Annotated in this window: 22 protein-coding genes; 8 read left to right on the top strand and 14 right to left on the bottom strand. The window is 39.3% G+C overall.

The annotated features are described in order from the left end of the window. The first annotated feature begins 13 nt into the window (after positions 1–13). Positions 14–1171 (top strand): T9SS type A sorting domain-containing protein, encoded by a 1158-nt coding sequence (locus OLM45_RS07165; RefSeq protein WP_264509328.1) that lies wholly within the window; start codon positions 14–16, stop codon positions 1169–1171. A 126-nt stretch (positions 1172–1297) separates the two neighbouring features. Beyond that, a complete protein-coding gene (locus OLM45_RS07160) occupies positions 1298–1717 on the top strand; it encodes a nucleoside-diphosphate kinase (protein ID WP_264509327.1) in 420 nt (139 codons plus the stop codon). Positions 1718–1765: 48 nt separating this feature from the next. Here OLM45_RS07160 and OLM45_RS07155 read toward each other — a convergent pair whose 3' ends face one another. Next, positions 1766–3259 carry a helix-turn-helix domain-containing protein gene (locus OLM45_RS07155; RefSeq protein WP_264509326.1) on the bottom strand — a complete coding sequence of 498 codons (1494 nt, stop codon included), beginning with the start codon at positions 3257–3259 and terminating at the stop codon, positions 1766–1768. 127 nt (positions 3260–3386) lie between these two features. Between OLM45_RS07155 and aceB the strand changes: the two genes are divergently transcribed. Continuing rightward, complete coding sequence (aceB, locus tag OLM45_RS07150) at positions 3387–4970, top strand: malate synthase A (protein ID WP_264509325.1); 1584 nt, start codon at positions 3387–3389, stop codon at positions 4968–4970. 76 nt (positions 4971–5046) lie between these two features. Continuing rightward, positions 5047–6324, top strand: coding sequence for an isocitrate lyase (gene aceA, locus OLM45_RS07145; RefSeq protein WP_129460798.1), 1278 nt, complete (start codon positions 5047–5049; stop codon positions 6322–6324). Positions 6325–6435: 111 nt separating this feature from the next. On the opposite strand, the gene OLM45_RS07140 is transcribed toward aceA, so the two are convergent. Both OLM45_RS07140 and OLM45_RS07135 read right to left on the bottom strand, forming a co-directional pair. Then, on the bottom strand, positions 6436–6732 hold the full coding sequence (locus OLM45_RS07140) for a DUF721 domain-containing protein (RefSeq protein ID WP_129460797.1): 297 nt from the start codon (positions 6730–6732) through the stop codon (positions 6436–6438). Then, positions 6729–7148, bottom strand: coding sequence for a lipocalin family protein (locus tag OLM45_RS07135; RefSeq protein ID WP_264509324.1), 420 nt, complete (start codon positions 7146–7148; stop codon positions 6729–6731). The genes OLM45_RS07140 and OLM45_RS07135 overlap by 4 nt, the downstream gene beginning before the upstream one ends. A 99-nt stretch (positions 7149–7247) precedes the next feature. Here OLM45_RS07135 and OLM45_RS07130 point away from each other — a divergent pair, with 99 nt between their 5' ends. Continuing rightward, entirely contained in the window at positions 7248–8336 is a 1089-nt protein-coding gene (locus tag OLM45_RS07130) for a serine hydrolase domain-containing protein (protein ID WP_264509323.1), read from the top strand. Positions 8337–8345: 9 nt separating this feature from the next. Here the strand turns inward: OLM45_RS07130 and OLM45_RS07125 are convergent, their stop codons facing one another. The 11 genes from OLM45_RS07125 to OLM45_RS07075 form a co-directional block, all read right to left on the bottom strand. After that, positions 8346–8537 carry a hypothetical protein gene (locus OLM45_RS07125; protein ID WP_264509321.1) on the bottom strand — a complete coding sequence of 64 codons (192 nt, stop codon included), beginning with the start codon at positions 8535–8537 and terminating at the stop codon, positions 8346–8348. Positions 8538–8540: 3 nt separating this feature from the next. Continuing rightward, positions 8541–9494 (bottom strand): signal recognition particle-docking protein FtsY, encoded by a 954-nt coding sequence (ftsY, locus tag OLM45_RS07120; protein WP_264509320.1) that lies wholly within the window; start codon positions 9492–9494, stop codon positions 8541–8543. 100 nt (positions 9495–9594) lie between these two features. Beyond that, on the bottom strand, positions 9595–9747 hold the full coding sequence (locus OLM45_RS07115) for a DUF4295 domain-containing protein (RefSeq protein ID WP_129460791.1): 153 nt from the start codon (positions 9745–9747) through the stop codon (positions 9595–9597). A gap of 47 nt (positions 9748–9794) precedes the next feature. Then, entirely contained in the window at positions 9795–9977 is a 183-nt protein-coding gene (rpmG, locus tag OLM45_RS07110) for a 50S ribosomal protein L33 (RefSeq protein WP_073362761.1), read from the bottom strand. Between the two features lie 26 nt (positions 9978–10003). Further along, positions 10004–10237, bottom strand: coding sequence for a 50S ribosomal protein L28 (gene rpmB / locus OLM45_RS07105; RefSeq protein ID WP_129460790.1), 234 nt, complete (start codon positions 10235–10237; stop codon positions 10004–10006). A gap of 74 nt (positions 10238–10311) precedes the next feature. Further along, the gene (locus tag OLM45_RS07100) at positions 10312–11562 is read right to left on the bottom strand and encodes a CinA family nicotinamide mononucleotide deamidase-related protein (RefSeq protein ID WP_264509319.1); all 1251 of its coding nucleotides are present in this window, start codon (positions 11560–11562) and stop codon (positions 10312–10314) included. 18 nt (positions 11563–11580) lie between these two features. Then, positions 11581–11925, bottom strand: a complete 345-nt coding sequence (locus tag OLM45_RS07095) for an Hpt domain-containing protein (protein WP_264509318.1) — start codon at positions 11923–11925, stop codon at positions 11581–11583. Between the two features lie 29 nt (positions 11926–11954). Further along, positions 11955–12566 (bottom strand): fumarylacetoacetate hydrolase family protein, encoded by a 612-nt coding sequence (locus OLM45_RS07090; RefSeq protein ID WP_264509316.1) that lies wholly within the window; start codon positions 12564–12566, stop codon positions 11955–11957. A 63-nt stretch (positions 12567–12629) separates the two neighbouring features. Next, positions 12630–13403 carry a 3'-5' exonuclease gene (locus OLM45_RS07085; RefSeq protein WP_264509315.1) on the bottom strand — a complete coding sequence of 258 codons (774 nt, stop codon included), beginning with the start codon at positions 13401–13403 and terminating at the stop codon, positions 12630–12632. A 128-nt stretch (positions 13404–13531) separates the two neighbouring features. Next, positions 13532–14836: a dihydrolipoamide acetyltransferase family protein gene (locus tag OLM45_RS07080; protein ID WP_264509314.1), complete on the bottom strand. Its 1305-nt coding sequence runs from the start codon at positions 14834–14836 to the stop codon at positions 13532–13534. An 84-nt stretch (positions 14837–14920) separates the two neighbouring features. Continuing rightward, on the bottom strand, positions 14921–16060 hold the full coding sequence (locus OLM45_RS07075; protein WP_264509313.1) for a glycosyltransferase family 2 protein: 1140 nt from the start codon (positions 16058–16060) through the stop codon (positions 14921–14923). 111 nt (positions 16061–16171) lie between these two features. On the opposite strand from OLM45_RS07075, the gene OLM45_RS07070 reads away from it, so the two are divergent. From OLM45_RS07070 to OLM45_RS07060, 3 genes are all read left to right on the top strand, one after another. Beyond that, a complete protein-coding gene (locus tag OLM45_RS07070; RefSeq protein WP_264509311.1) occupies positions 16172–18037 on the top strand; it encodes an ABC-F family ATP-binding cassette domain-containing protein in 1866 nt (621 codons plus the stop codon). 65 nt (positions 18038–18102) lie between these two features. Continuing rightward, positions 18103–18888, top strand: a complete 786-nt coding sequence (locus OLM45_RS07065; RefSeq protein WP_264509309.1) for an O-methyltransferase — start codon at positions 18103–18105, stop codon at positions 18886–18888. 86 nt (positions 18889–18974) lie between these two features. Continuing rightward, on the top strand, positions 18975–19664 hold the full coding sequence (locus tag OLM45_RS07060) for an ABC transporter ATP-binding protein (protein ID WP_264509308.1): 690 nt from the start codon (positions 18975–18977) through the stop codon (positions 19662–19664). Positions 19665–19681: the final 17 nt, after the last annotated feature.

Here is a 19681-nt window from a genome sequence, read left to right as displayed (position 1 = left end):
AATCAACTAAACCATGACAAAAAAACTACTCACTTTCATTGCCCTAATCTCGTTTTATTTTTCAAATGCACAGACCATTTCTATTGTAGGAACGGGTGTTAACGGATGGCCACCGACCAATGGTCCAGAAATTACATTGGCTACAACAGATAACATTGTGTATACCATTTCAAATTTAGCTGTTTCAACAGGTTATGTGAAATTCAGACAAAATTTGGATTGGGCCGTAAACTGGGGCTCAACTACCTTTCCAAACGGTACAGGAACTCAAGGGGGAGCCGATATCCCAACAATATCAGGCACTTATAATGTAACATTTAATCGATTGACTGGAGCCTATTCCTTTGCGGGTACGGCTACGGGAGCAACCATTGATCTTTGGGGACCTGCAGTCGATGCACAATTGGGGTACGGCGGACCTGGTGTATCTATGACTACCAGTGATGACGTGAACTATTCGTTAGCTAATTTTATATTTACTTCTGGGAATGCCTATTTCCGTCAAAATGGAAACAACAATCTTACTTACGGAAGTACCGCTTTTCCCGCTGGAACTGCTGTAGCGTCTGGCCCTTCCATTCCAATAAATGGTGGTGAATGGTATGTAACCTTCAATCGTGTAACAGGAGTATACAATTTTGATTACCCTCAAATTGGAATCTTAGGCTCGGCTTTGAACGGTTGGACAACCGACACCGATTTGCAAACCAATGACGGGTTCAATTATAATGTACAAGTTAGTCTAACCACTGGCGCTGTAAAATTCCGCAAGAACAACGCTTGGGGTATTGATTGGGGAGGAACAAGTTTTCCAAGTGGAACAGGAACGCAAGGCGGACCCGATATTACTATTCCAACGGCAAGCACCTATTATGTAACCTTCGAACCGTTGACAGGCAATTATACCTTCACAGATTTATTGAGTACAACTTCTTTCGAAAAAGTAAAATTTTCAGCATACCCAAATCCATCTACAACCACATGGACATTTGAAGGAAATGCATCTATGGAAAAAATTGAGTTATTGGATGTAAGTGGGAAAATTTTGGATTCGGTTTTACCTATTAGTACTTCATACACTTTACAAAATAACAATTTGAGTCCGGGTATTTACTTGGCCCGAATCCACACGGCAACTGTTATACAAACCATCAAGCTGATCAAAAATTAATTCAAGAGTTAGTCCTATGAAGTCCTCAACATGAAAATGTTGAGGATTTTTTATTTTATACTAAAATGATTTCGCTAATCTGAATCAAAACACTACTTTTGCACCCGAAAAATAATATTTTACACAATGTCAGGGAATAGAACTTTTACAATGATTAAACCGGATGCGGTTGAAAAAGGACACATCGGTGGTATTTTAAATATGATTGCTGAAGGCGGTTTCAGAATCGTAGCCATGAAATTAACGCAATTAACCGTTGCTGACGCACAACAATTTTATGCGATTCACAAAGAAAGACCTTTCTTTGGAGAATTGGTAGAATTCATGACACGCGGTCCAATCGTTGCTGCAATTTTAGAAAAAGAAAATGCAGTGGAAGATTTCAGAACATTAATCGGAGCTACCAATCCAGCTGATGCAGCTGAAGGTACTATCCGTAAAAAATATGCTACTTCTATTGGAGAGAATGCCGTTCACGGTTCTGACTCTGATGAAAATGCTGCAATTGAAGGTGCTTTCCACTTTGCTGGAAGAGAGCAATTCTAAGCTAAGAAAACAATCAAAAAAAGCCGGTACACATGCACCGGCTTTTTTTTATTTATACTTTTCAAACAAAGATTGAACTACTTGACCGGTTCGAGCATACCGTTCATCACGCTCAATTTTATAGGCGGGTGCTACCCGTTCTTCACACGCTTGAAGAGAACAAGATTCACATGTGACTCCTACTGTGCGCCTTACTAAGTGTTCGGATTTCAAAAACTTGATGGTTTGTACTGCCAAAGGAGAGACCATTATCCCTAAAGCGATACTTCGATAATAACCACTACGAAATGGATCTTTTGTAGCCGTTGACAATACTAAATATTCATTTTCGGTATGGGTATAGGATGAAATTTGAGCATCAGACAATTGGGTAAGTTCAGACTCAGGCAATACTTGTAAATTGCGTATAGAAACCCATCTGCGGCAATAGTGTTCATTATGTTCGTTCCCATGGGGATCCAAGGAATTTGTAATATGCAATTCTTTGGTTAACTGTATCGCTCCTCGTTCAGGTTTATACCGAAAACGCAAAAAGAATAAGTTTTTTAAATTAAAATCATGCGGAAGTATATTCGTCAGGCGTTGATAAAAAGTCTCGGGTGAATCCGTAAAATTTGCCACCAAGGCTTCAAATGCATCCGCTTGAAAATGGGGTTGATTGAAAAAGGACTTCAGGGATTGTACTAATCGTTTTTTTGGAATCAATAAAGCCCCAGCAAAATAAGAGGCTACAAAATTATTGAACACTTGGTCAAACCGTTCAAACTGTATCCATGAAAAGGTATATAACCGATCCGTGATTTGTAAATAATTGTATGCAATTTCTTTCGCATAAATAAACATCCGTTGAGATGTATCCGACTCGGAAGAAACCAATAAGGTTTTTGAACTTGGTACAAATACAGAACGTAATTTATCCAATTCCCGATGCTGTGTCAATTCTTCATTATTGATTGTATAACCATATTCTTCGATCAATATTTCTTCCAAATCATTCACCGCTAATTTTTGATTTAGATCAATTGAATAGGCTTTTGCAAATTGTTCCACTTGTTGTTCATACACTTCAAAGTAATTATCATGAGCTTCTTGATAGGAACGAAGTGCGGCTAGAAAGAAACTTTCACGTGTGAGGTTGTAATTCTTGGCAATCTCAAACAAGGTGGTTATGAAAGCATTGACTTTCAAAGGAGCATCCGCAATAATATCAATCAAATCGCTTTCACGGATACCAAAAATATCTAGAGGAATCTCTTTTAAAATTTTGGATTGCAAAATCTCACCAATGGGAGCTAAGTTTTTATCCAATTTTAATGAAACTAAATCATCATAATTGGTATCCAATGCTTCGGCTAATAAGAGAATTTTATCCCGTTTTGGATACTTTTTCCCTTTTTCAATTTCATTAAGATAGGATTTTGACAATCCTGTTTTTTTAGCTAATCCAAATAAAGACAAATCTTTCTCATTCCTTATTTGTCGCATCTTCAACCCAAATATCAAACGAATATATTCTTCTTCTATCATTCTTACTGATTCCATTTAATTTCCAAATTTAATTTTTTTTGCGGAAAATCACAAAAATAATTTTTTTTACATTTTTGCGAACGTTCGCTTGTTTTGTGTTTTTTAATTTTATAATATTGCTGTAAATTAAAAATCAGCTACCATGGAAACTGTAACTACAACTATTTCAATTCGAAAAGATGCCGAGCACTATGCTTCCCTTTTGACACCTGAGGCACTTACTTTTCTCGAACAACTTCACCAAAAATTCAATACTTCACGCAAAGTGCTAATAGAAAAAAGAAAGCAACAGCAATTGGAATTTGATCGAGGCGCTACACCAAAATTCCCAACAGAAACAAGTGCTATTCGAACAGGAACGTGGACAGCTGCTCCAATTCCTGAAAAATTACAAGACCGAAGAGTTGAAATTACAGGACCCGTAGATGCAAAAATGATTATTAATGCGTTAAATTCTGGTGCCTCCATGTTCATGGCTGACTTTGAGGACAGTTGTTCACCTACTTGGAAAAATCTCATGGATGGACAACTCAACTTACACGCGGCTCTTCGTAAAACCTTACACTTAGAAACCCCTACCAAAACCTACGAACTCGGCCCTAAAACCGCTACATTATTGGTTCGACCCCGAGGTTTACATCTGGAAGAGAAAAATCTTTATTATGGAGATGAGCGGCTATCGGCTTCTTTGGTCGATTTTGGATTATTTGTATTTCATAATGCACAATACGCCTACCAACACGAAGAAGGGCCATTTTTCTATATCCCTAAATTGGAACATTACTTAGAAGCACGCTGGTGGAATGAAGTCTTCGTATTTGCTCAACAGTATTTAAAAATCCCAACGGGAACATTTAAAGCTACTGTTTTGATTGAAACCATAACAGCAAGCTTTCAATTGGATGAAATCATTTATGAATTAAGGGATCACATTGCTGGATTAAACTGTGGTAGATGGGATTATATTTTTTCTTATATCAAAAAATTAAAAACGCACGACCAATTTCTCGTCCCCGATCGTGATCAAGTGACCATGACAAGTCCGTTCATGCAAGCCTATGCGTTGCGAGTGATACAAGTTTGTCACAAACGCAATATCCTAGCAATAGGTGGTATGGCTGCTCAAATTCCAATTAAAAATGATACAGATGCCAATACGATTGCCATTCAAAAAGTCATAACTGATAAGGAACGGGAAGTTCGAAATGGTCATGATGGAACATGGGTCGCACATCCGGGTTTAGTCGCCCCTGTATTGAAAGTTTTCAATACCCATATGCCTACCAAAAACCACCTTCATATTAAACGGAATGAACTACAAATTACAGAGGGAATGTTGGTTGAACTGCCTCAGGGAACCATCACAGAAAATGGAGTTCGCAAAAACATCCATGTCGGTGTTTTGTATTTAGAATCTTGGTTAATGGGTACGGGGGCTGCAGCCTTATATCATTTGATGGAAGATGCGGCAACAGCAGAAATCTCTCGAGTTCAACTCTGGCATTGGCGCAATAAAGAAGTCGTATTGGAAAACAATGAAATATGCTCGACATCTTATTATCAAAAATTAATGCAAGAAGAACTCGAAAAAATCAAAATCAGTATTGGTAACTCTCGCTATGAGTCGGGGCGTTTTGCTTTGGCTTCAGCACTCTTTTTCAAAATGATTACTGCAGACGAACTTGCAGAATTCTTAACCCTAGAAGCTTACGAATTTTTAGAATAAAAAAACCGGATGCGGCAACATCCGGTACACATTTTCAATAATAAATATGAATCACTATCAAAAACTTTTCAAAAGTATGAAAACATCAGAACGAATTCAAGCATTACAACACGATTGGTCAACAAATCCAAGATGGAACGGAATAGTTCGACCCTACAGTGCTGAAAAAGTAGTAGAACTTCAAGGTTCCTATCAAATTGAATACAGTATTTCCCGCCGTGGTGCTGAGGTATTATGGCATAAATTAAACCATCAAAGTTGGGTAGCTGGTTTAGGCGCATTAACAGGCAACCAAGCAATACAAGAAGTGGAAGCCGGATTAGAAGCCATCTATTTGAGTGGCTGGCAAGTGGCTGCTGATGCCAATGTAGCTGGTGAAATGTACCCTGATCAATCACTTTACCCCGCAAACAGTGTTCCGTTGGTCGTAAAACGCATCAACAACGCACTTTTACGTGCAGATCAAATACAGTCCGTAAACAAAGTTAGTGAAAAGAAAGACTATTTAGTTCCGATAATAGCGGATGCAGAAGCAGGCTTTGGCGGTAATTTAAATGCTTTTGAACTGATGAAAAGCATGATTGAAGCAGGTGCTTCAGGAGTTCACTTTGAAGATCAATTGTCGTCGGCCAAAAAATGTGGGCACTTAGGAGGAAAGGTGTTAGTCCCAACCCAAGAAGCGATCAACAAACTCATTGCAGCTCGCCTTGCAGCGGATACAATGGGCGTCCCAACATTAATTATCGCTCGCACTGATGCGGATGCAGCCAACTTATTAACTAGCGATATTGACGAACGTGACCAAAAATTCGTCACTGGGGAGCGCACTGCGGAAGGCTTCTATTATGTCAATGCTGGAATTGCGCAAGGAATTGATCGCGGTTTATCGTATGCTCCCTATGCGGATTTAATTTGGCTGGAAACATCTACTCCCGATTTGAATCAAGCCCGCCAATTTGCTGAAGCAATTCATGCCGAATTTCCAGGAAAATTACTGGCTTATAACTGCTCCCCATCGTTTAATTGGGCGGCAAAATTATCCGTATCAGAAATGGAAACTTTCCGTGAAGATTTAGCCGCAATGGGATACAAATTCCAGTTTATCACCTTGGCAGGGTTCCATGCTTTAAATACATCAATGTTCGAATTGGCATTGGCGTATAAAAAAAGAGGTATGGCAGGGTATTCTGAGTTACAAGAACGCGAATTTGCATTACAAAAAGAAGGATTTAAAGCCGTTAAGCATCAAAATTTTGTAGGGACATCTTACTTTGATGCCGTTCAAGATACTGTCACTTTAGGTTTAGCATCAACAGTTGCTATGAAAGACTCGACTGAAGTTGCACAATTCTAAGTTTTTATAGTTTTAGTTTGTAAAGACGCTCCTTTTGCCGGGGGCGTTTTTCTTTATAAATGACCCATTTTCAATTGTTGAAAAAAAAGTTCAATTTAAATGGCTGTTCAATTAACGCAATATAAGTTCTTTGATTACTTCTTTTCCCAATTCTTCGTTTAACATCCCAATAATTTTGGATTTTCCATGACTCAATTCTTCACGCAAAACGGAAGAAGATAACGAGACATAAAGCGTAGTTCCTTTCAACTTTACTTCCCGCGTGTAGCTATTGACGCCATTCCCTAAAATTGTTCGCCAAACTTTCTCTGCATCCACACGCTCCAATCCTGCCTCTAATTTATTCGTTTGAATAAAGGCTTTTAAGACTTCAGAAATGGAGTTTTCATTGCTTTGACGTTTCATTATTTCTTTGAAAAGGGTTTAAATTTTTTATAATGGTATTCTAAATCGGCTTGATTTTTTACTACCAAAATGGAATCGGTGAGTTCGATCAATTCCTCACTCCATGAACCATAAGGCGTTTTATAGTAGATATTCCAGGTGCCATCTTGGTTTTTAAGGGTAATTGTTTCTTGCAAATTATTGGTGCGAAATGAACCATCCAATTGCGGCATTACCTTTTGTCGAAAACCTGCATTATTCTTAATTTCAATATAATCTACAGTGGGATTGACTTTATAATCTTTATCCTCACCTTCTTTCATTTCGACTTTTTGAATTTCCCAATAGCCGTTTAACTTTGTCAAATCAGCTTCTTGAACAGTGGGTTTACAAGCGACAAAAAAGCTCGTAACTACAAATAAAATAACCGTTTTTTTCATACCAAAATAAAAACTAAAGGTACCGAAAATTCAGGATTAAAACCTACTTTTGATTAAACCTTTTTTTAATTCGGTGGTCTTACCCAAAAACATAACCCTATGCAGTTTAAAACCTACCTTTTCACATGTCTTGGCCTTATTGCCTTGAGTAGTTGTTCAAAAGATGATTCAGCAAGTACACCCACCACTCCCGAAGAATCGATGTATTTCCCTCCCAGCGATGGCACGAATACTTGGGAAACAAAATCTATAGCTTCTTTAGGATGGAATCAAGCGGCTGTTCAACCTTTAGTCGATTATTTGACACTAAAAAACACCAAATCGTTCATGATTTTAGTCAACGGACGAATCGTAATGGAATACTATTTGAACGGACATACAGCTACTACTCCCTGGTATTGGGCGAGTGCGGGCAAAACATTAACAGCAATGACCTCTGGGATTGCCCAACAAGAAGGCTTAATCAACATCAACAATAAAGTATCCGATTATTTGGGTACGGGTTGGACCAGCGCTCCTTTAGCCAAAGAAAATATGATTACCTGCAAACATCTTTTGACTATGACATCGGGCTTAAACGATGCATTAGGCGATGATGTGAGTCCGGGCAATCTACAATACGTAGCCGATGCCGGAACCCGTTGGGCCTATCACAATGTCTATGTAAAAATGCAAGATGTGGTTGCCGCAGCGAGTGGTCAAACGTGGTCTAGTTATTTTAACACCAAATTACGTGATCGCATTGGAATGACGGGAGGCGCTTGGATTGAAGATGGCAGTGGTTTAAGTGTATATTGGAGTACAACCCGCAATATGGCACGTTTTGGATTATTGTCTTTAAATAAAGGAAAATGGAACGGTACGCAAATCGTTAATGAAGCGTATTATAATGAAGCTACATCAACTTCTCAAAATCTAAATCAAGCGTATGGCTATTTGTGGTGGCTCAATGGAAAATCAACCTATCGATTGCCAGGTTTACAATTGCAGTTTAATGGTACTTTAATTCCGAATGGCCCTGCAGATATGTTTTGTGCCTTGGGTAAAAATGACCAAAAAATATATGTCATTCCGAGTAAAAAAATGGTTGTGATTCGGATGGGGGAAGTTTCAGACCCGAACAATCCAACTTTTGCATTATCAGGATTTGACAATGAATTATGGGGAAAAATAAATGCGCTTTTTTAAGCGCATTTTTTATTTAAAAACTGTTTTATCAAAAAATCGAATCAAGCCTGAAATCAAAAAGAAAAAGGCAATAAGTTGAAGCCCCATCGCTAAATCTTCAAATTTAATCTCAACTAATTTTGAAAGTAAACCGATTCCAAAACTCAATACAATTAAAAGCATTGCAGAAACAGAACGGTACCAATTCCATACTTTTTTCATAGGCTATTTAAAAAAACTATCCACAAATTCGTATTTATTAAAAACTTGTAAATCCTCAATTCCTTCTCCAACTCCGATGTATTTTACCGGAATTTGGAATTGATCCGAGATACCAATTACAACACCACCTTTGGCTGTTCCATCCAATTTGGTTACCGCTAAACAACTCACTTCAGTAGCTGCAGTAAATTGTTTGGCTTGTTCGAAAGCATTCTGTCCAGTTGATCCATCCAAAACTAATAATACATCATGAGGCGCATCACCTACCACTTTCTGCATTACTTTTTTCACTTTGGATAATTCATTCATCAAACCTACTTTGTTGTGTAAACGACCCGCCGTATCGATAATCACCACATCGGCATTTTGAGCCACTGCTGATTGTAGGGTATCAAAAGCAACCGAAGCCGGATCAGAACCCATTTGTTGTTTTACAATTGGAACCCCAACACGATCCGCCCAAATTTGTAATTGATCAATGGCAGCGGCCCGAAATGTATCCGCAGCACCCAAAACAACTTTATATCCAGCCTTTTTAAATTGGAAGGCTAATTTTCCAATCGTTGTTGTTTTACCCACGCCATTCACACCAACCACCATAATCACATACGGTTTTGTGTTACTAGGAATCGTAAATTCCGTTTCTTCACCCGACTTGGTTTCTGAAAGTAAACCTGCAATTTCTTCACGTAAAATGTGATTTAATTCGTCGGTTCCCATGTATTTATCTTCAGAAACACGGGATTCAATGCGTTCAATAATTTTTAAGGTCGTATTCACCCCAACATCGGAGGTTACTAAAATTTCTTCTAAATTATCCAAAACCTCATCATCGACTTTGGATTTACCCGCGATGGCTTTGGTTAATTTGGATAAAAATGATGTTTTTGACTTCTCTAGTCCTTTATCTAAGGTTTCCTTTTTTTCAGAGGAAAATAATCGTTTGAAAAAACTCATCTGTTTCTACTAAAGTATGCTGTTTTGCTGGATACAAATATAAATAAAAAAGCTACTTTCAAGAGAAAGTAGCTTTGATATGTTTGTTGTGCACTTACAATTATTTCTTTTTCAAATACTCATCAACTTCTTCTGGAGTCATAATAGATTCCACGAAAGTATAAGCACCTGTTTTTGGAGATTTTACCATTTTAATGGCTTTTGTCAATCTCTTTGAAGCGGTTTGTAACGTTGCTACGGTTTTCTTTGCCATGATTCAAAAGGGTATTTTGAAATTTTTAAAACAATAAAAATCTCGTATTATTTAATTTCTTTGTGAACAGTCATTCTCTTCAAGATCGGATTGAATTTTTTCAATTCCATACGATCTGGAGTATTTTTCTTATTTTTCTTAGTGATATAACGTGAAGTACCTGGCATACCAGACTCTTTGTGCTCAGTACATTCTAAGATTACTTGGATTCTATTACCTTTCTTTGCCATTGTTCTTTATTTTTATAGGTTACAGATTAAATAAATCCGTTTGCTTTAGCATCTTTCAATACAGCAGCAATTCCTTTTTTATTGATTGTTTTAATCGTAGATGCAGCTACTCTCAAAGTAACCCATCTGTCTTCTTCAGCAAGGTAGAAACGTTTTTTAACCAAGTTCACAGAAAACTTTCTCTTCGTTTTGTTCATCGCGTGAGAAACATTGTTTCCTACCATCGCTCTCTTACCTGTAAGGTCACAAACTCTTGACATTATGCTTTTCTTTTATCGTTATTCAAAATCAGGGTGCAAAGAAACAAAAAAGAAACCTTATACACAAAAAAATATTATAGATTTTTTAAAATTTCTTTTTGCAGTATTTCCAAGGCTTTATTCACGGTTCGATCAATTACTTTTTCTCGGGGCTGACCAAAATTAAACCCCTCAACCACAACATTTTCCGGCGTTGCCAATGCAATGAACACCGTACCCACTTCAGCATCCGAATCGCCTTTTTCAGGTCCGGCATTGCCCGTAGTCGCCAAAACATAGTCCGATTTTAATTGACGCTGTGCTCCTTTTGCCATAGCCATTGCTACTTCTGCACTCACCACACTGTGGGTTGCAATTAGTTGCGGATCGACACCTAAAAGATCCACTTTGGCTTCTGTAGCATAACTCACAACACTTCCTTTAAAATAGGCCGAAGATCCTGCCACCGAAGTAATTGTTTGCGCTATTTTACCGCCGGTACAACTCTCAGCCGTTGCCAACGTTGTACCCTTTTGTTTCAACAACCTACCAACTACAACTTCTAAAGTTTCGTCTTCGTCATAGCCCACAATGATATCGCCTATAATCGCTGAAACCAATTCCACTTGGCGCTGAATTTCGCTTTCAAGTTGTTGCTGATCGATCCCTCGGGCTGTTAAACGCAATCGAACGCGTCCAGGGGCCGGTAAATAGGCCAACTTGATAAAATCAGGCAAGGCATTTTCCCATGCTTCAATGCGCTCAGCCACGACACTTTCCCCTTGTCCGTAAGTCATTAATGTTTTATGGAGAATGTAGGGGCGTTGATACGTTGACACAATTTTTGGCAACACTCCATGTTCCATAATGTATTTCATTTCATACGGAACACCGGGCATGGAAATAAAAACGGTATTTTCTTTTTGAATCCACATGCCGGGAGCGGTACCCACTTGATTAAAGAGCACTTCGGCTTTGGAGGGCACTAAGGCTTGATCTTTGTTAATTTGTGAAGCTGGTCGCTTGAGTACATTTTCAATCAAAGCCACCACATGGGCTTCAACTTTGGCATTGCGAACAAACGTATCTTCAAAATAATCACACAAGGTTTTTTTGGTGATATCGTCTTTTGTCGGACCTAAACCTCCCGTTAGAATCACAATATCAAATTGATTTTGCAATTCCTGGAAAGTCTGCAGTATATGTTCGCGTTGATCACTAATTGATCGCATTTCATACGTTTGCACGCCAATACGATCCAATGCCTTGGCAATGTAAGCTGAATTGGTATCTATAATTTGACCAATTAGAATCTCATCTCCAATGGTAACAATGGCAGCTTTCATAATTAAATAATAAGTGAATTATAAATCGAAATCTTTCTTAATTTCTTTTACTGCTCGATCAACTTGATCTTTAATACTTTCAAAAGTAGCTTCAATTTCTTTACGCTTTCCTTCTGCTTTGGTCCACGCTTCTACCTGAAGAATCTCTTCATGTGCCATAGACATTCCTAGCAAATCTAGCGTTGGTTTTATTTTGTGAGCGAAAGAGTAGGCTAATTTGTGATCTTTTGCTTTAATCCCTAAATCAATTTGTTGAAGATCTTGGGGAACTTCAGTCACAAACAACGTGATAATTTGCATTACAAATTCAGGATCATTGTCCGATAATGCGTAAACTTTTGCGAGGTTATAATTAATTGCCATTATTCGTAATATTCGTATTTATTGCCTTATTATTTTACTTGTATTCTAAATGTTTTTTTACCTTCTAAATAGCCTTCCAAAATATCATTGGGTTGGACTTTGGCTACGCCAGCCGGTGTTCCCGTAAATATCACATCCCCTTTTTTCAAAGTGAAATATTGTGATACATACGAAATTAATGCGTCTATGGTCCATAACATGTGAGAGGTATTTCCCTTTTGAACCACTTCCCCATTGCGTTGCAACTCAAAGTTAATGTTTTCCATAGATTGAAAATCAGATTTCGGAAAAAATTCACCGATAACCGCAGAACCGTCAAATGCTTTCGCTTTTTCCCAAGGCAAACCCTTTTTTTTGAGTTCGTCTTGCACATCACGTGCCGTAAAATCGATTCCCAATCCTATTTCGTCATAATAACTAGGAGCAAATTTTTGATCAATGTATTTCCCTACTTTATTAATTTTCACCAATACCTCAACTTCGTGATGCACATCATTGGTAAATTCAGGAATCACAAAAGGGTGTTGTTTTAACAATATCGATGAATCGGGTTTTAAAAAAACCACAGGCGCATCCGGACGCTCGTTATGCAGCTCCGCAATATGCTGGGTATAATTTCTACCGATACAAATGATTTTCATAATAACAGTTCTAAAAATAAATTCCCTAAGTCAAAATTCGCTTAAGACTTTCTTACTTTCGATTTATAATTTGGTATTTAACTTGCGTAACTTGATTCCTGTCAGTACTTTCTTCGTGTACAATGGAAATTCTGCTCCTTGAATCCAACCAAAATAGCCAGGTTCTTTGTCAAAAACTTCTTCTACTAAAGCTCCTTTGTGTTTTCCAAACGTGAAAATCTCTCTACCCTGTTCATCCAACGCAATAAAACCAGCAAAGTCAACAGCTTTTTTACGGGTGGTAAATTCCGATAACGCCTTCATATCATTGGGTAAATCCGGATAACGCTCCAGCTGCGCCTTCAAGATTTCATAAGTTGCCAAGGTATCTGCCTCGGCACTGTGAGCATTCTCCAACGTTTGATTGCAATAAAACTTGTAGGCCGCACTCAACGTTCGCTCTTCTTTTTTATGAAAAATGGTCTGCACATCAACAGAGACCCGATTCTTCATATCAAAATCAACCTCTGCACGCAATAATTCTTCAGCTAATAAGGGAATATCAAAACGATCGGAATTGAATCCCGCCAAATCGGCATCTTTAATCATAGCATGAATTTGGGGAGCGAGTTCTTTAAAAGTGGGTTCGTGGGCAACTTTCTCATTGGAAATTCCATGTACGGCTGTAGCTTGTGCTGGAATCGGAATGGTGGGGTTTACCAACCAGGTCCGACTTTCTTTGTTCCCGTTAGGGTATACTTTTACGATGGATATTTCTACTATGCGGTCTCTAGCCACATCAATTCCCGTTGTTTCTAAGTCGAAAAAACAAATCGGACGGTTTAATTTTAATTCCATTCTCTAGTATTCAAGCGGACAAATATAAGGCATTGCATGTACCGTTCATCGATACCTTTATTTTTTTAAACATTTCCTATAAAAAAAACCCTTTCCTAAAAGTGGAAAGGGTTGATTATGAAGTTGTACTAAATTTCTCTATTAAGATCCCAAGCTTCTAAGTAATCCGCAACGCGTTTTACAAAGCTACCACCCAATGCACCATCGACTACACGGTGGTCATAACTGTGGGATAAAAACATCTTTTGACGGATTCCGATAAAGTCTCCTTCTGGTGTTTCAATAACCGCCGGCACTTTACGAATCGCACCTAGTGCCAAAATTCCCACTTGCGGCTGATTAATAATAGGTGTTCCAAAAACAGAACCGAACGTACCCACATTCGTAACCGTATAGGTACCGCCTTGGGTATCGTCTGGTTTTAATTTACCGGCTTTTGCACGGTTTCCTAAATCATTTACCGCTTTGGCCATACCTACCAAGTTCAATTGATCGGCATTTTTAATTACGGGTACGATTAAGTTCCCATTCGGTAAAGCAGCGGCCATTCCCAAATTGATATTTTTCTTTTTCACGATATACTCCCCTTCTACGGAAATATTCATCATCGGAAAATCTTTCAACGCTTTGGCTACGGCTTCCATGAAAATTGGTGTAAAGGTCAATTTCTCGCCTTCACGCTTTTCAAACGCATTTTTCACTTTATCACGCCATTTCACGATATTGGTCACATCCACTTCAATAAACGACTGCACGTGTGCCGAAGTTTGCACGGATTCTACCATATATTTCGAAATCAACTTGCGCATGCGGTCCATTTCCACAATCTCATCGCCACCGTTAACCGAAACAGGAACAGCTTGTGCCGCTGGTGCTAGTGTTACTGGAGCTGCCACCGCTGGAGCTGGAGCTGCCACCGCTGCAACGGGTTGATTTCCTTTATTTTTAATATAATCTAAAATGTCCTCTTTGGTCACACGTCCTTCTTTTCCTGAACCCGTAATGGTATCCAACTCGGCTACAGAAATTCCCTCTTCTTTGGCAATGTTTTTTACCAAAGGAGAATAAAATTTATCCGAACCCGAAAAATCGGCAGGTGCAGCTACTTCTTTAGCAACTTCAATGGTAGCAGCAACAGCAGCAACCACAGGAGCCGTTTCCGCTTTAGGTGCTTCAGCAGCAGGTGCGCCACCTTCGGTTTCAATAATGGCGATCGTCTGACCTACTTTTACCACATCGTTTACTTGAAAAAGGATTTCAGTCAACGTTCCCGAAACTTCACTCGGTACCTCGCTGTCTACTTTATCCGTAGCGATTTCCAAAACCGCTTCATCCGCAGCAATGGTATCACCCACATTTTTCAACCAATTGGTAATCGTTGCTTCCGCAACACTTTCCCCCATTTTGGGTAATTTCAATTCAAACTTTGCCATATTATTAGTGTGACGTTGTGTTCTATAATTTGGATTGCAAAAATACTAATTCTTCTGAGCCTATATAAAGAATTTCGTAATTTTTCATAAAAATTCGACACCTCCTACATCGTTTGCGTGGTCACTTCCGATGATTCCATCAAAGGTTGCAAGGTAATTGCGATACTGCACGCCTTCATTTTTGTGCTTTTGCATTAAGGCCATAATGGATTGATACGTATAATAACGGGTATCAAAAATAACCCGGGTAATTCCTTTATTTTCGGGGATTCCTACTTCTAATTGGGTTTCATAGCGAACCGGAACAGTACTTTTTATTTCAAGTTTATCTTTTGTAAAAACAAGCAATGAGTCGGGAGCAACCGATCGATTTTTTTGCTGTTTTGATTTGATAAGCGAAAACAAGAACGCCCCTATTCGCATCATCAGATCAAAAAACAAGGACCGATTAAAATGCTTTTGGTAAAAAAACTGCATCGCTTCACGGAAACGCTTCATGTATTGACCATCGCGAACGGTACTCTCTCCTTTATAATGAATCACCGTAGTATCGTGAAAGTAGTAATTGGTGCGACCCGACTTCAAACTCAGATAACTCAAGTCAATGTCATCGGAGTACATAAAGCAATTTTCATCAAATCCGCCCAACTCCAAATACACTTCGCGAGGCATCACCATAAAAGCACCAACTAGAATATCGACGTGACCCGATTCATTTTCGGTAAGATGTTCGGCGTAATATTTCGTAAATACGGGAATTTTTGAAAAAGCTTTATACAACCCAAAAATCTTCGTAAAAGCCACCCAAGGTGTGGGTACGCCGCGTTTGGATTCGGGTAAAAAATGTCCCGTTCCGTCAATTAACTTGCATCCCAAAATCCCTAAATTTGCTTCCAATTCGGGATGGGATGCCAAATGTGAAAAGATTTTGGTAAAGGTATCTTCTGCCACCACGGTATCGGGATTCAAAATGCACAAGTACTTTCCTTTGGCTTCGGCCACACCTATATTATTGCCTTTCGGAAAACCGTAATTCTCTAAATTGGCGATTAACTTGACCTCTGGAAAACGTTCCCGAACCATCGCACAACTGTCATCAGACGATGCATTATCCACCACAATGATTTCTGCTTCCAATCCCGCCGTAGCTTTTTGAACACTGTATAAACATTGTTCCAAAAAGTACCGCACCTTGTAGTTTAAAATGACGACGGAGAGTTGCATGCCACAAAGATACAGATTGCCCGTAATAATTAACCGCTGAAATAAAATTGGTGATTGCCCATCAATCCGTTACTTTTGTACCGCAAAATTGCCAACTAAAATCCTCGAATTTTGAATTACTTATCGGTAGAAAATATTGCCAAATCCTACGGTGAACGCACCCTTTTTGAAAACTTATCCTTTGGGATCAACAAAGACCAAAAGATTGCTTTTGTCGCTAAAAACGGAACGGGGAAAACGTCTTTACTCAAAATGATCACCGGTGAAGATACCCCTGATGCAGGCCAAATCGTGATGCGCAAAGACATTAAAATGGCGTTTTTGTCGCAAGAACCCAATTTGCAACCCGAACTCACCATCGAGGAAAGTATTTTCGCCAGCGATAACGATACGCTAAAAATCATCGAACAATACGAAAAAGCGCTCGAAAATCCAGAAGACGAAGAAGCCTACCAAAAGGCTTTTGAAAACATGGAGCGCCATAATGCATGGGACTTCGAAACGCAATACAAGCAGATTTTGTTCAAACTCAAACTCGACGATTTGAAATTGAAAGTCAAAAATCTTTCGGGAGGACAAAAGAAACGCTTGGCACTCGCCATCATTTTGATCAACCGTCCCGATTTATTGATTTTGGACGAACCCACCAACCATTTGGATTTGGAAATGATCGAATGGTTGGAAAATTATTTTGCCAAAGAAAATATGACGCTGTTCATGGTGACGCACGACCGTTTCTTCTTGGAACGGGTATGTAATGAAATCATCGAACTCGACAACGGCAAACTCTACCAATACAAAGGGAATTACTCCTATTATTTACAGAAAAAAGAAGAACGCATCGCCAGTGAAAATGCTTCGGTTGAAAAAGCAAAAAACCTTTTTGTCAAAGAATTGGATTGGATGCGCCGTCAACCCAAAGCCCGAACAACCAAGTCCAAATCGCGTATCGACGACTTTTATGTGATTAAAGAAAAAGCACATTCCCGTCGGAAGGAACACGTGATGGAACTGGAAATCAACATGGAACGCATGGGAAGCAAAGTGGTCGAATTGCATAAAGTATCCAAAAAGTTCCAAGATAAAATCATCATGGACGGTTTCGATTACACGTTTAATCGCGGCGAACGCATCGGAATCATTGGAAAAAATGGAACCGGCAAGTCGACCTTTTTAAATATTTTAACCCAAACACTGCAACCCGATGGCGGAAAAGTGGTAATTGGTGACACCATTAAAATTGGGTACTACACCCAAAGTGGCATCAACCCCAAACCGGAACAAAAAGTCATCGATATCATTAAAGAATACGGCGAATACATTCCGCTGACCAAAGGTCGGACCATCTCTGCTGGAGGCTTACTCGAACGCTTTTTATTTGACCGTAAAAAGCAACACGATTATGTAGAGAAATTAAGTGGTGGCGAACTCAAACGCTTGTATTTATGTACTGTGTTGATTCAGAACCCTAACTTTTTGATTCTGGACGAACCCACCAACGACTTGGATATTGTGACCTTGAATGTGTTGGAAAATTTCTTATTGGATTATCCCGGCTGTCTATTGGTCGTTTCCCACGACCGCTATTTCATGGATAAAATTGTCGACCACCTTTTTGTGTTCCGAGGACAAGGTGAAATTGAAGATTTTCCGGGTAACTACTCCGATTTTCGGGCTTATGAAGACAGTGCTGCGCCTGAGAAAGAGGAGAAAACAGACGGCAACACGGCCAAAAATTGGAAAGAAAAACAAGTAAAACAAGGCTTGACCTTTAACGAACAAAAGGAATTCCAGAAAATTGAACGCGAAATCAAAGATTTAGAATACACCAAAAAACAAATCGAACAGCAATTCACCGAAGGTTCGCTCGCCCCTGACGCGATTGAATCCAAAGCCTTGGAATTGCAAAAAATCATCAAATCCTTGGAGGAGAAAGAAGAACGCTGGTTTGAACTTTCTGCGAAGATAGAGGGGTAATTTAAGTTTACAGTCGCAGTTTACAGTCGCAGTTTTCGAACTTTAAAACATTTCAGTCTTTAGCTATGCAACAAATTAGGGCTTTTATCCAATTCTTATGGCACTCCAAAAATGAACATGGAGTCCATTCGCCGTTTGTATTTGATTTGGTGACCCAATGTTTTTACGATAAAAAAAAATACCCCGCGTATGAAAAACTCGCTAGCTACCGAAACCAACTTTTAGCAAACTCCAATACCATTGAAGTAACCGACTTCGGAGCGGGTTCGCGGGTGTTCAAATCCAATACGCGAGCGATAAAAGCCATTGCGAAAAACGCAGGAATTTCGCCCAAAAGAGCACAATTGTTATTCCGACTTGTGCAGTATTTCCAACCGGTATCGGTTTTGGAAATTGGCACTTCCCTCGGACTAGCAACTGCAGCCCTACATTTGGGGCAGCCCAACGCCCAATTGATTACCCTCGAAGGCTGCCCGAATACGCAACGTATCGCTCAATCTGAATTCCAAAAGTTGTTCCCCTCTGCCCATTCCGTTGCGTGGATCACTACCGAATTTTCGACATACTTGAATGCCTTGGAGGCCACTACACAATTTGACTGTATTTACTTTGACGGCAACCATTCAAAAGCGGCCACCTTAGCGTATTTCGAACAGTTATTGCCCACAGCCACTAACGATTCCGTGTGGATTTTTGATGACATTCATTGGTCAACCGACATGGAAGAAGCCTGGGAAAGTATCAAAAACCATCCCGCGGTAACTGTAACCATCGACACCTTTCAATGGGGATTGGTTTTTTTTCGCCAAGAACAACAATTCGCCAAAGAACATTTTATCCTACGTACCTAAAATTTTAGGTTTCTTGTAACAAAATCCGGGCAACGATTACTTATCTTTCGACTTGCAATTAGGCATTTCAAAGAATACTCATACTCATGGCCGAATCATTAATTAGAATTACCAATATCAAAAGGGATTTCCAACTGGGAAGTGAAACCATTAATGTACTCAAAGGAATTGATTTAAACATCAACAAAGGAGAATATGTAGCCTTGATGGGACCTTCGGGTTCGGGAAAATCCACCCTGATGAATCTTTTGGGATGTTTGGATACGCCAACGTCTGGAACCTATATTCTTAATGGTAAAGATGTTTCCAAAATGCACGATGACGATTTAGCCGAAGTGCGCAACAAAGAAATTGGTTTCGTTTTTCAAACCTTTAATTTGTTACCGCGTACCACCGCCTTGGATAATGTGGCGTTACCAATGGTTTATGCCGGTTATTCTAAATCCGATCGTCACGAACGCGCCAAAGAAGTGTTAGCCCAAGTGGGATTGGCTGATCGTATGGACCATCAACCCAACCAACTTTCGGGCGGACAACGTCAACGGGTAGCCGTTGCTCGAGCATTGGTCAACAAGCCTTCTATCATCTTGGCCGACGAACCCACAGGAAACTTAGACAGTAAAACTTCCGTTGAGATTATGAAGTTGTTTGACGATATTCATGCCAATGGCAACACCGTAATTTTGGTTACCCACGAAGAAGATATTGCACAATATGCCCACCGTATTATCCGTTTGAGAGACGGAATCATTGAAAGCGACACCCCAAACCGATAAGTTGGGGTTTCCTTTTT

The sequence above is a fragment of the Flavobacterium sp. N1719 genome, from assembly GCF_025947045.1.
In the GTDB taxonomy this organism is placed as follows: domain Bacteria; phylum Bacteroidota; class Bacteroidia; order Flavobacteriales; family Flavobacteriaceae; genus Flavobacterium; species Flavobacterium stagni.
Note: the sequence above shows the minus strand (reverse complement) of the source record. Positions and strands in the feature narration are given on the sequence as shown.

What these genes read in the sequence shown, in the direction of transcription:
- OLM45_RS07115 (WP_129460791.1), bottom strand. Translation starts at nt 9,747, where the DNA reads ATGGCAAAGAAAACCGTAGCAACGTTACAAACCGCTTCAAAGAGATTG.
- OLM45_RS07060 (WP_264509308.1), top strand. Translation starts at nt 18,975, where the DNA reads ATGGCCGAATCATTAATTAGAATTACCAATATCAAAAGGGATTTCCAA.
- OLM45_RS07160 (WP_264509327.1), top strand. Translation starts at nt 1,298, where the DNA reads ATGTCAGGGAATAGAACTTTTACAATGATTAAACCGGATGCGGTTGAA.
- OLM45_RS07165 (WP_264509328.1), top strand. Translation starts at nt 14, where the DNA reads ATGACAAAAAAACTACTCACTTTCATTGCCCTAATCTCGTTTTATTTT.
- OLM45_RS07085 (WP_264509315.1), bottom strand. Translation starts at nt 13,403, where the DNA reads ATGGAATTAAAATTAAACCGTCCGATTTGTTTTTTCGACTTAGAAACA.
- aceA (WP_129460798.1), top strand. Translation starts at nt 5,047, where the DNA reads ATGAAAACATCAGAACGAATTCAAGCATTACAACACGATTGGTCAACA.
- OLM45_RS07075 (WP_264509313.1), bottom strand. Translation starts at nt 16,060, where the DNA reads ATGCAACTCTCCGTCGTCATTTTAAACTACAAGGTGCGGTACTTTTTG.
- OLM45_RS07090 (WP_264509316.1), bottom strand. Translation starts at nt 12,566, where the DNA reads ATGAAAATCATTTGTATCGGTAGAAATTATACCCAGCATATTGCGGAG.
- OLM45_RS07080 (WP_264509314.1), bottom strand. Translation starts at nt 14,836, where the DNA reads ATGGCAAAGTTTGAATTGAAATTACCCAAAATGGGGGAAAGTGTTGCG.
- rpmB (WP_129460790.1), bottom strand. Translation starts at nt 10,237, where the DNA reads ATGTCAAGAGTTTGTGACCTTACAGGTAAGAGAGCGATGGTAGGAAAC.
- OLM45_RS07095 (WP_264509318.1), bottom strand. Translation starts at nt 11,925, where the DNA reads ATGGCAATTAATTATAACCTCGCAAAAGTTTACGCATTATCGGACAAT.
- OLM45_RS07125 (WP_264509321.1), bottom strand. Translation starts at nt 8,537, where the DNA reads ATGAAAAAAGTATGGAATTGGTACCGTTCTGTTTCTGCAATGCTTTTA.
- rpmG (WP_073362761.1), bottom strand. Translation starts at nt 9,977, where the DNA reads ATGGCAAAGAAAGGTAATAGAATCCAAGTAATCTTAGAATGTACTGAG.
- OLM45_RS07155 (WP_264509326.1), bottom strand. Translation starts at nt 3,259, where the DNA reads ATGGAATCAGTAAGAATGATAGAAGAAGAATATATTCGTTTGATATTT.
- OLM45_RS07135 (WP_264509324.1), bottom strand. Translation starts at nt 7,148, where the DNA reads ATGAAAAAAACGGTTATTTTATTTGTAGTTACGAGCTTTTTTGTCGCT.
- aceB (WP_264509325.1), top strand. Translation starts at nt 3,387, where the DNA reads ATGGAAACTGTAACTACAACTATTTCAATTCGAAAAGATGCCGAGCAC.
- OLM45_RS07130 (WP_264509323.1), top strand. Translation starts at nt 7,248, where the DNA reads ATGCAGTTTAAAACCTACCTTTTCACATGTCTTGGCCTTATTGCCTTG.
- ftsY (WP_264509320.1), bottom strand. Translation starts at nt 9,494, where the DNA reads ATGAGTTTTTTCAAACGATTATTTTCCTCTGAAAAAAAGGAAACCTTA.
- OLM45_RS07065 (WP_264509309.1), top strand. Translation starts at nt 18,103, where the DNA reads ATGCAACAAATTAGGGCTTTTATCCAATTCTTATGGCACTCCAAAAAT.
- OLM45_RS07100 (WP_264509319.1), bottom strand. Translation starts at nt 11,562, where the DNA reads ATGAAAGCTGCCATTGTTACCATTGGAGATGAGATTCTAATTGGTCAA.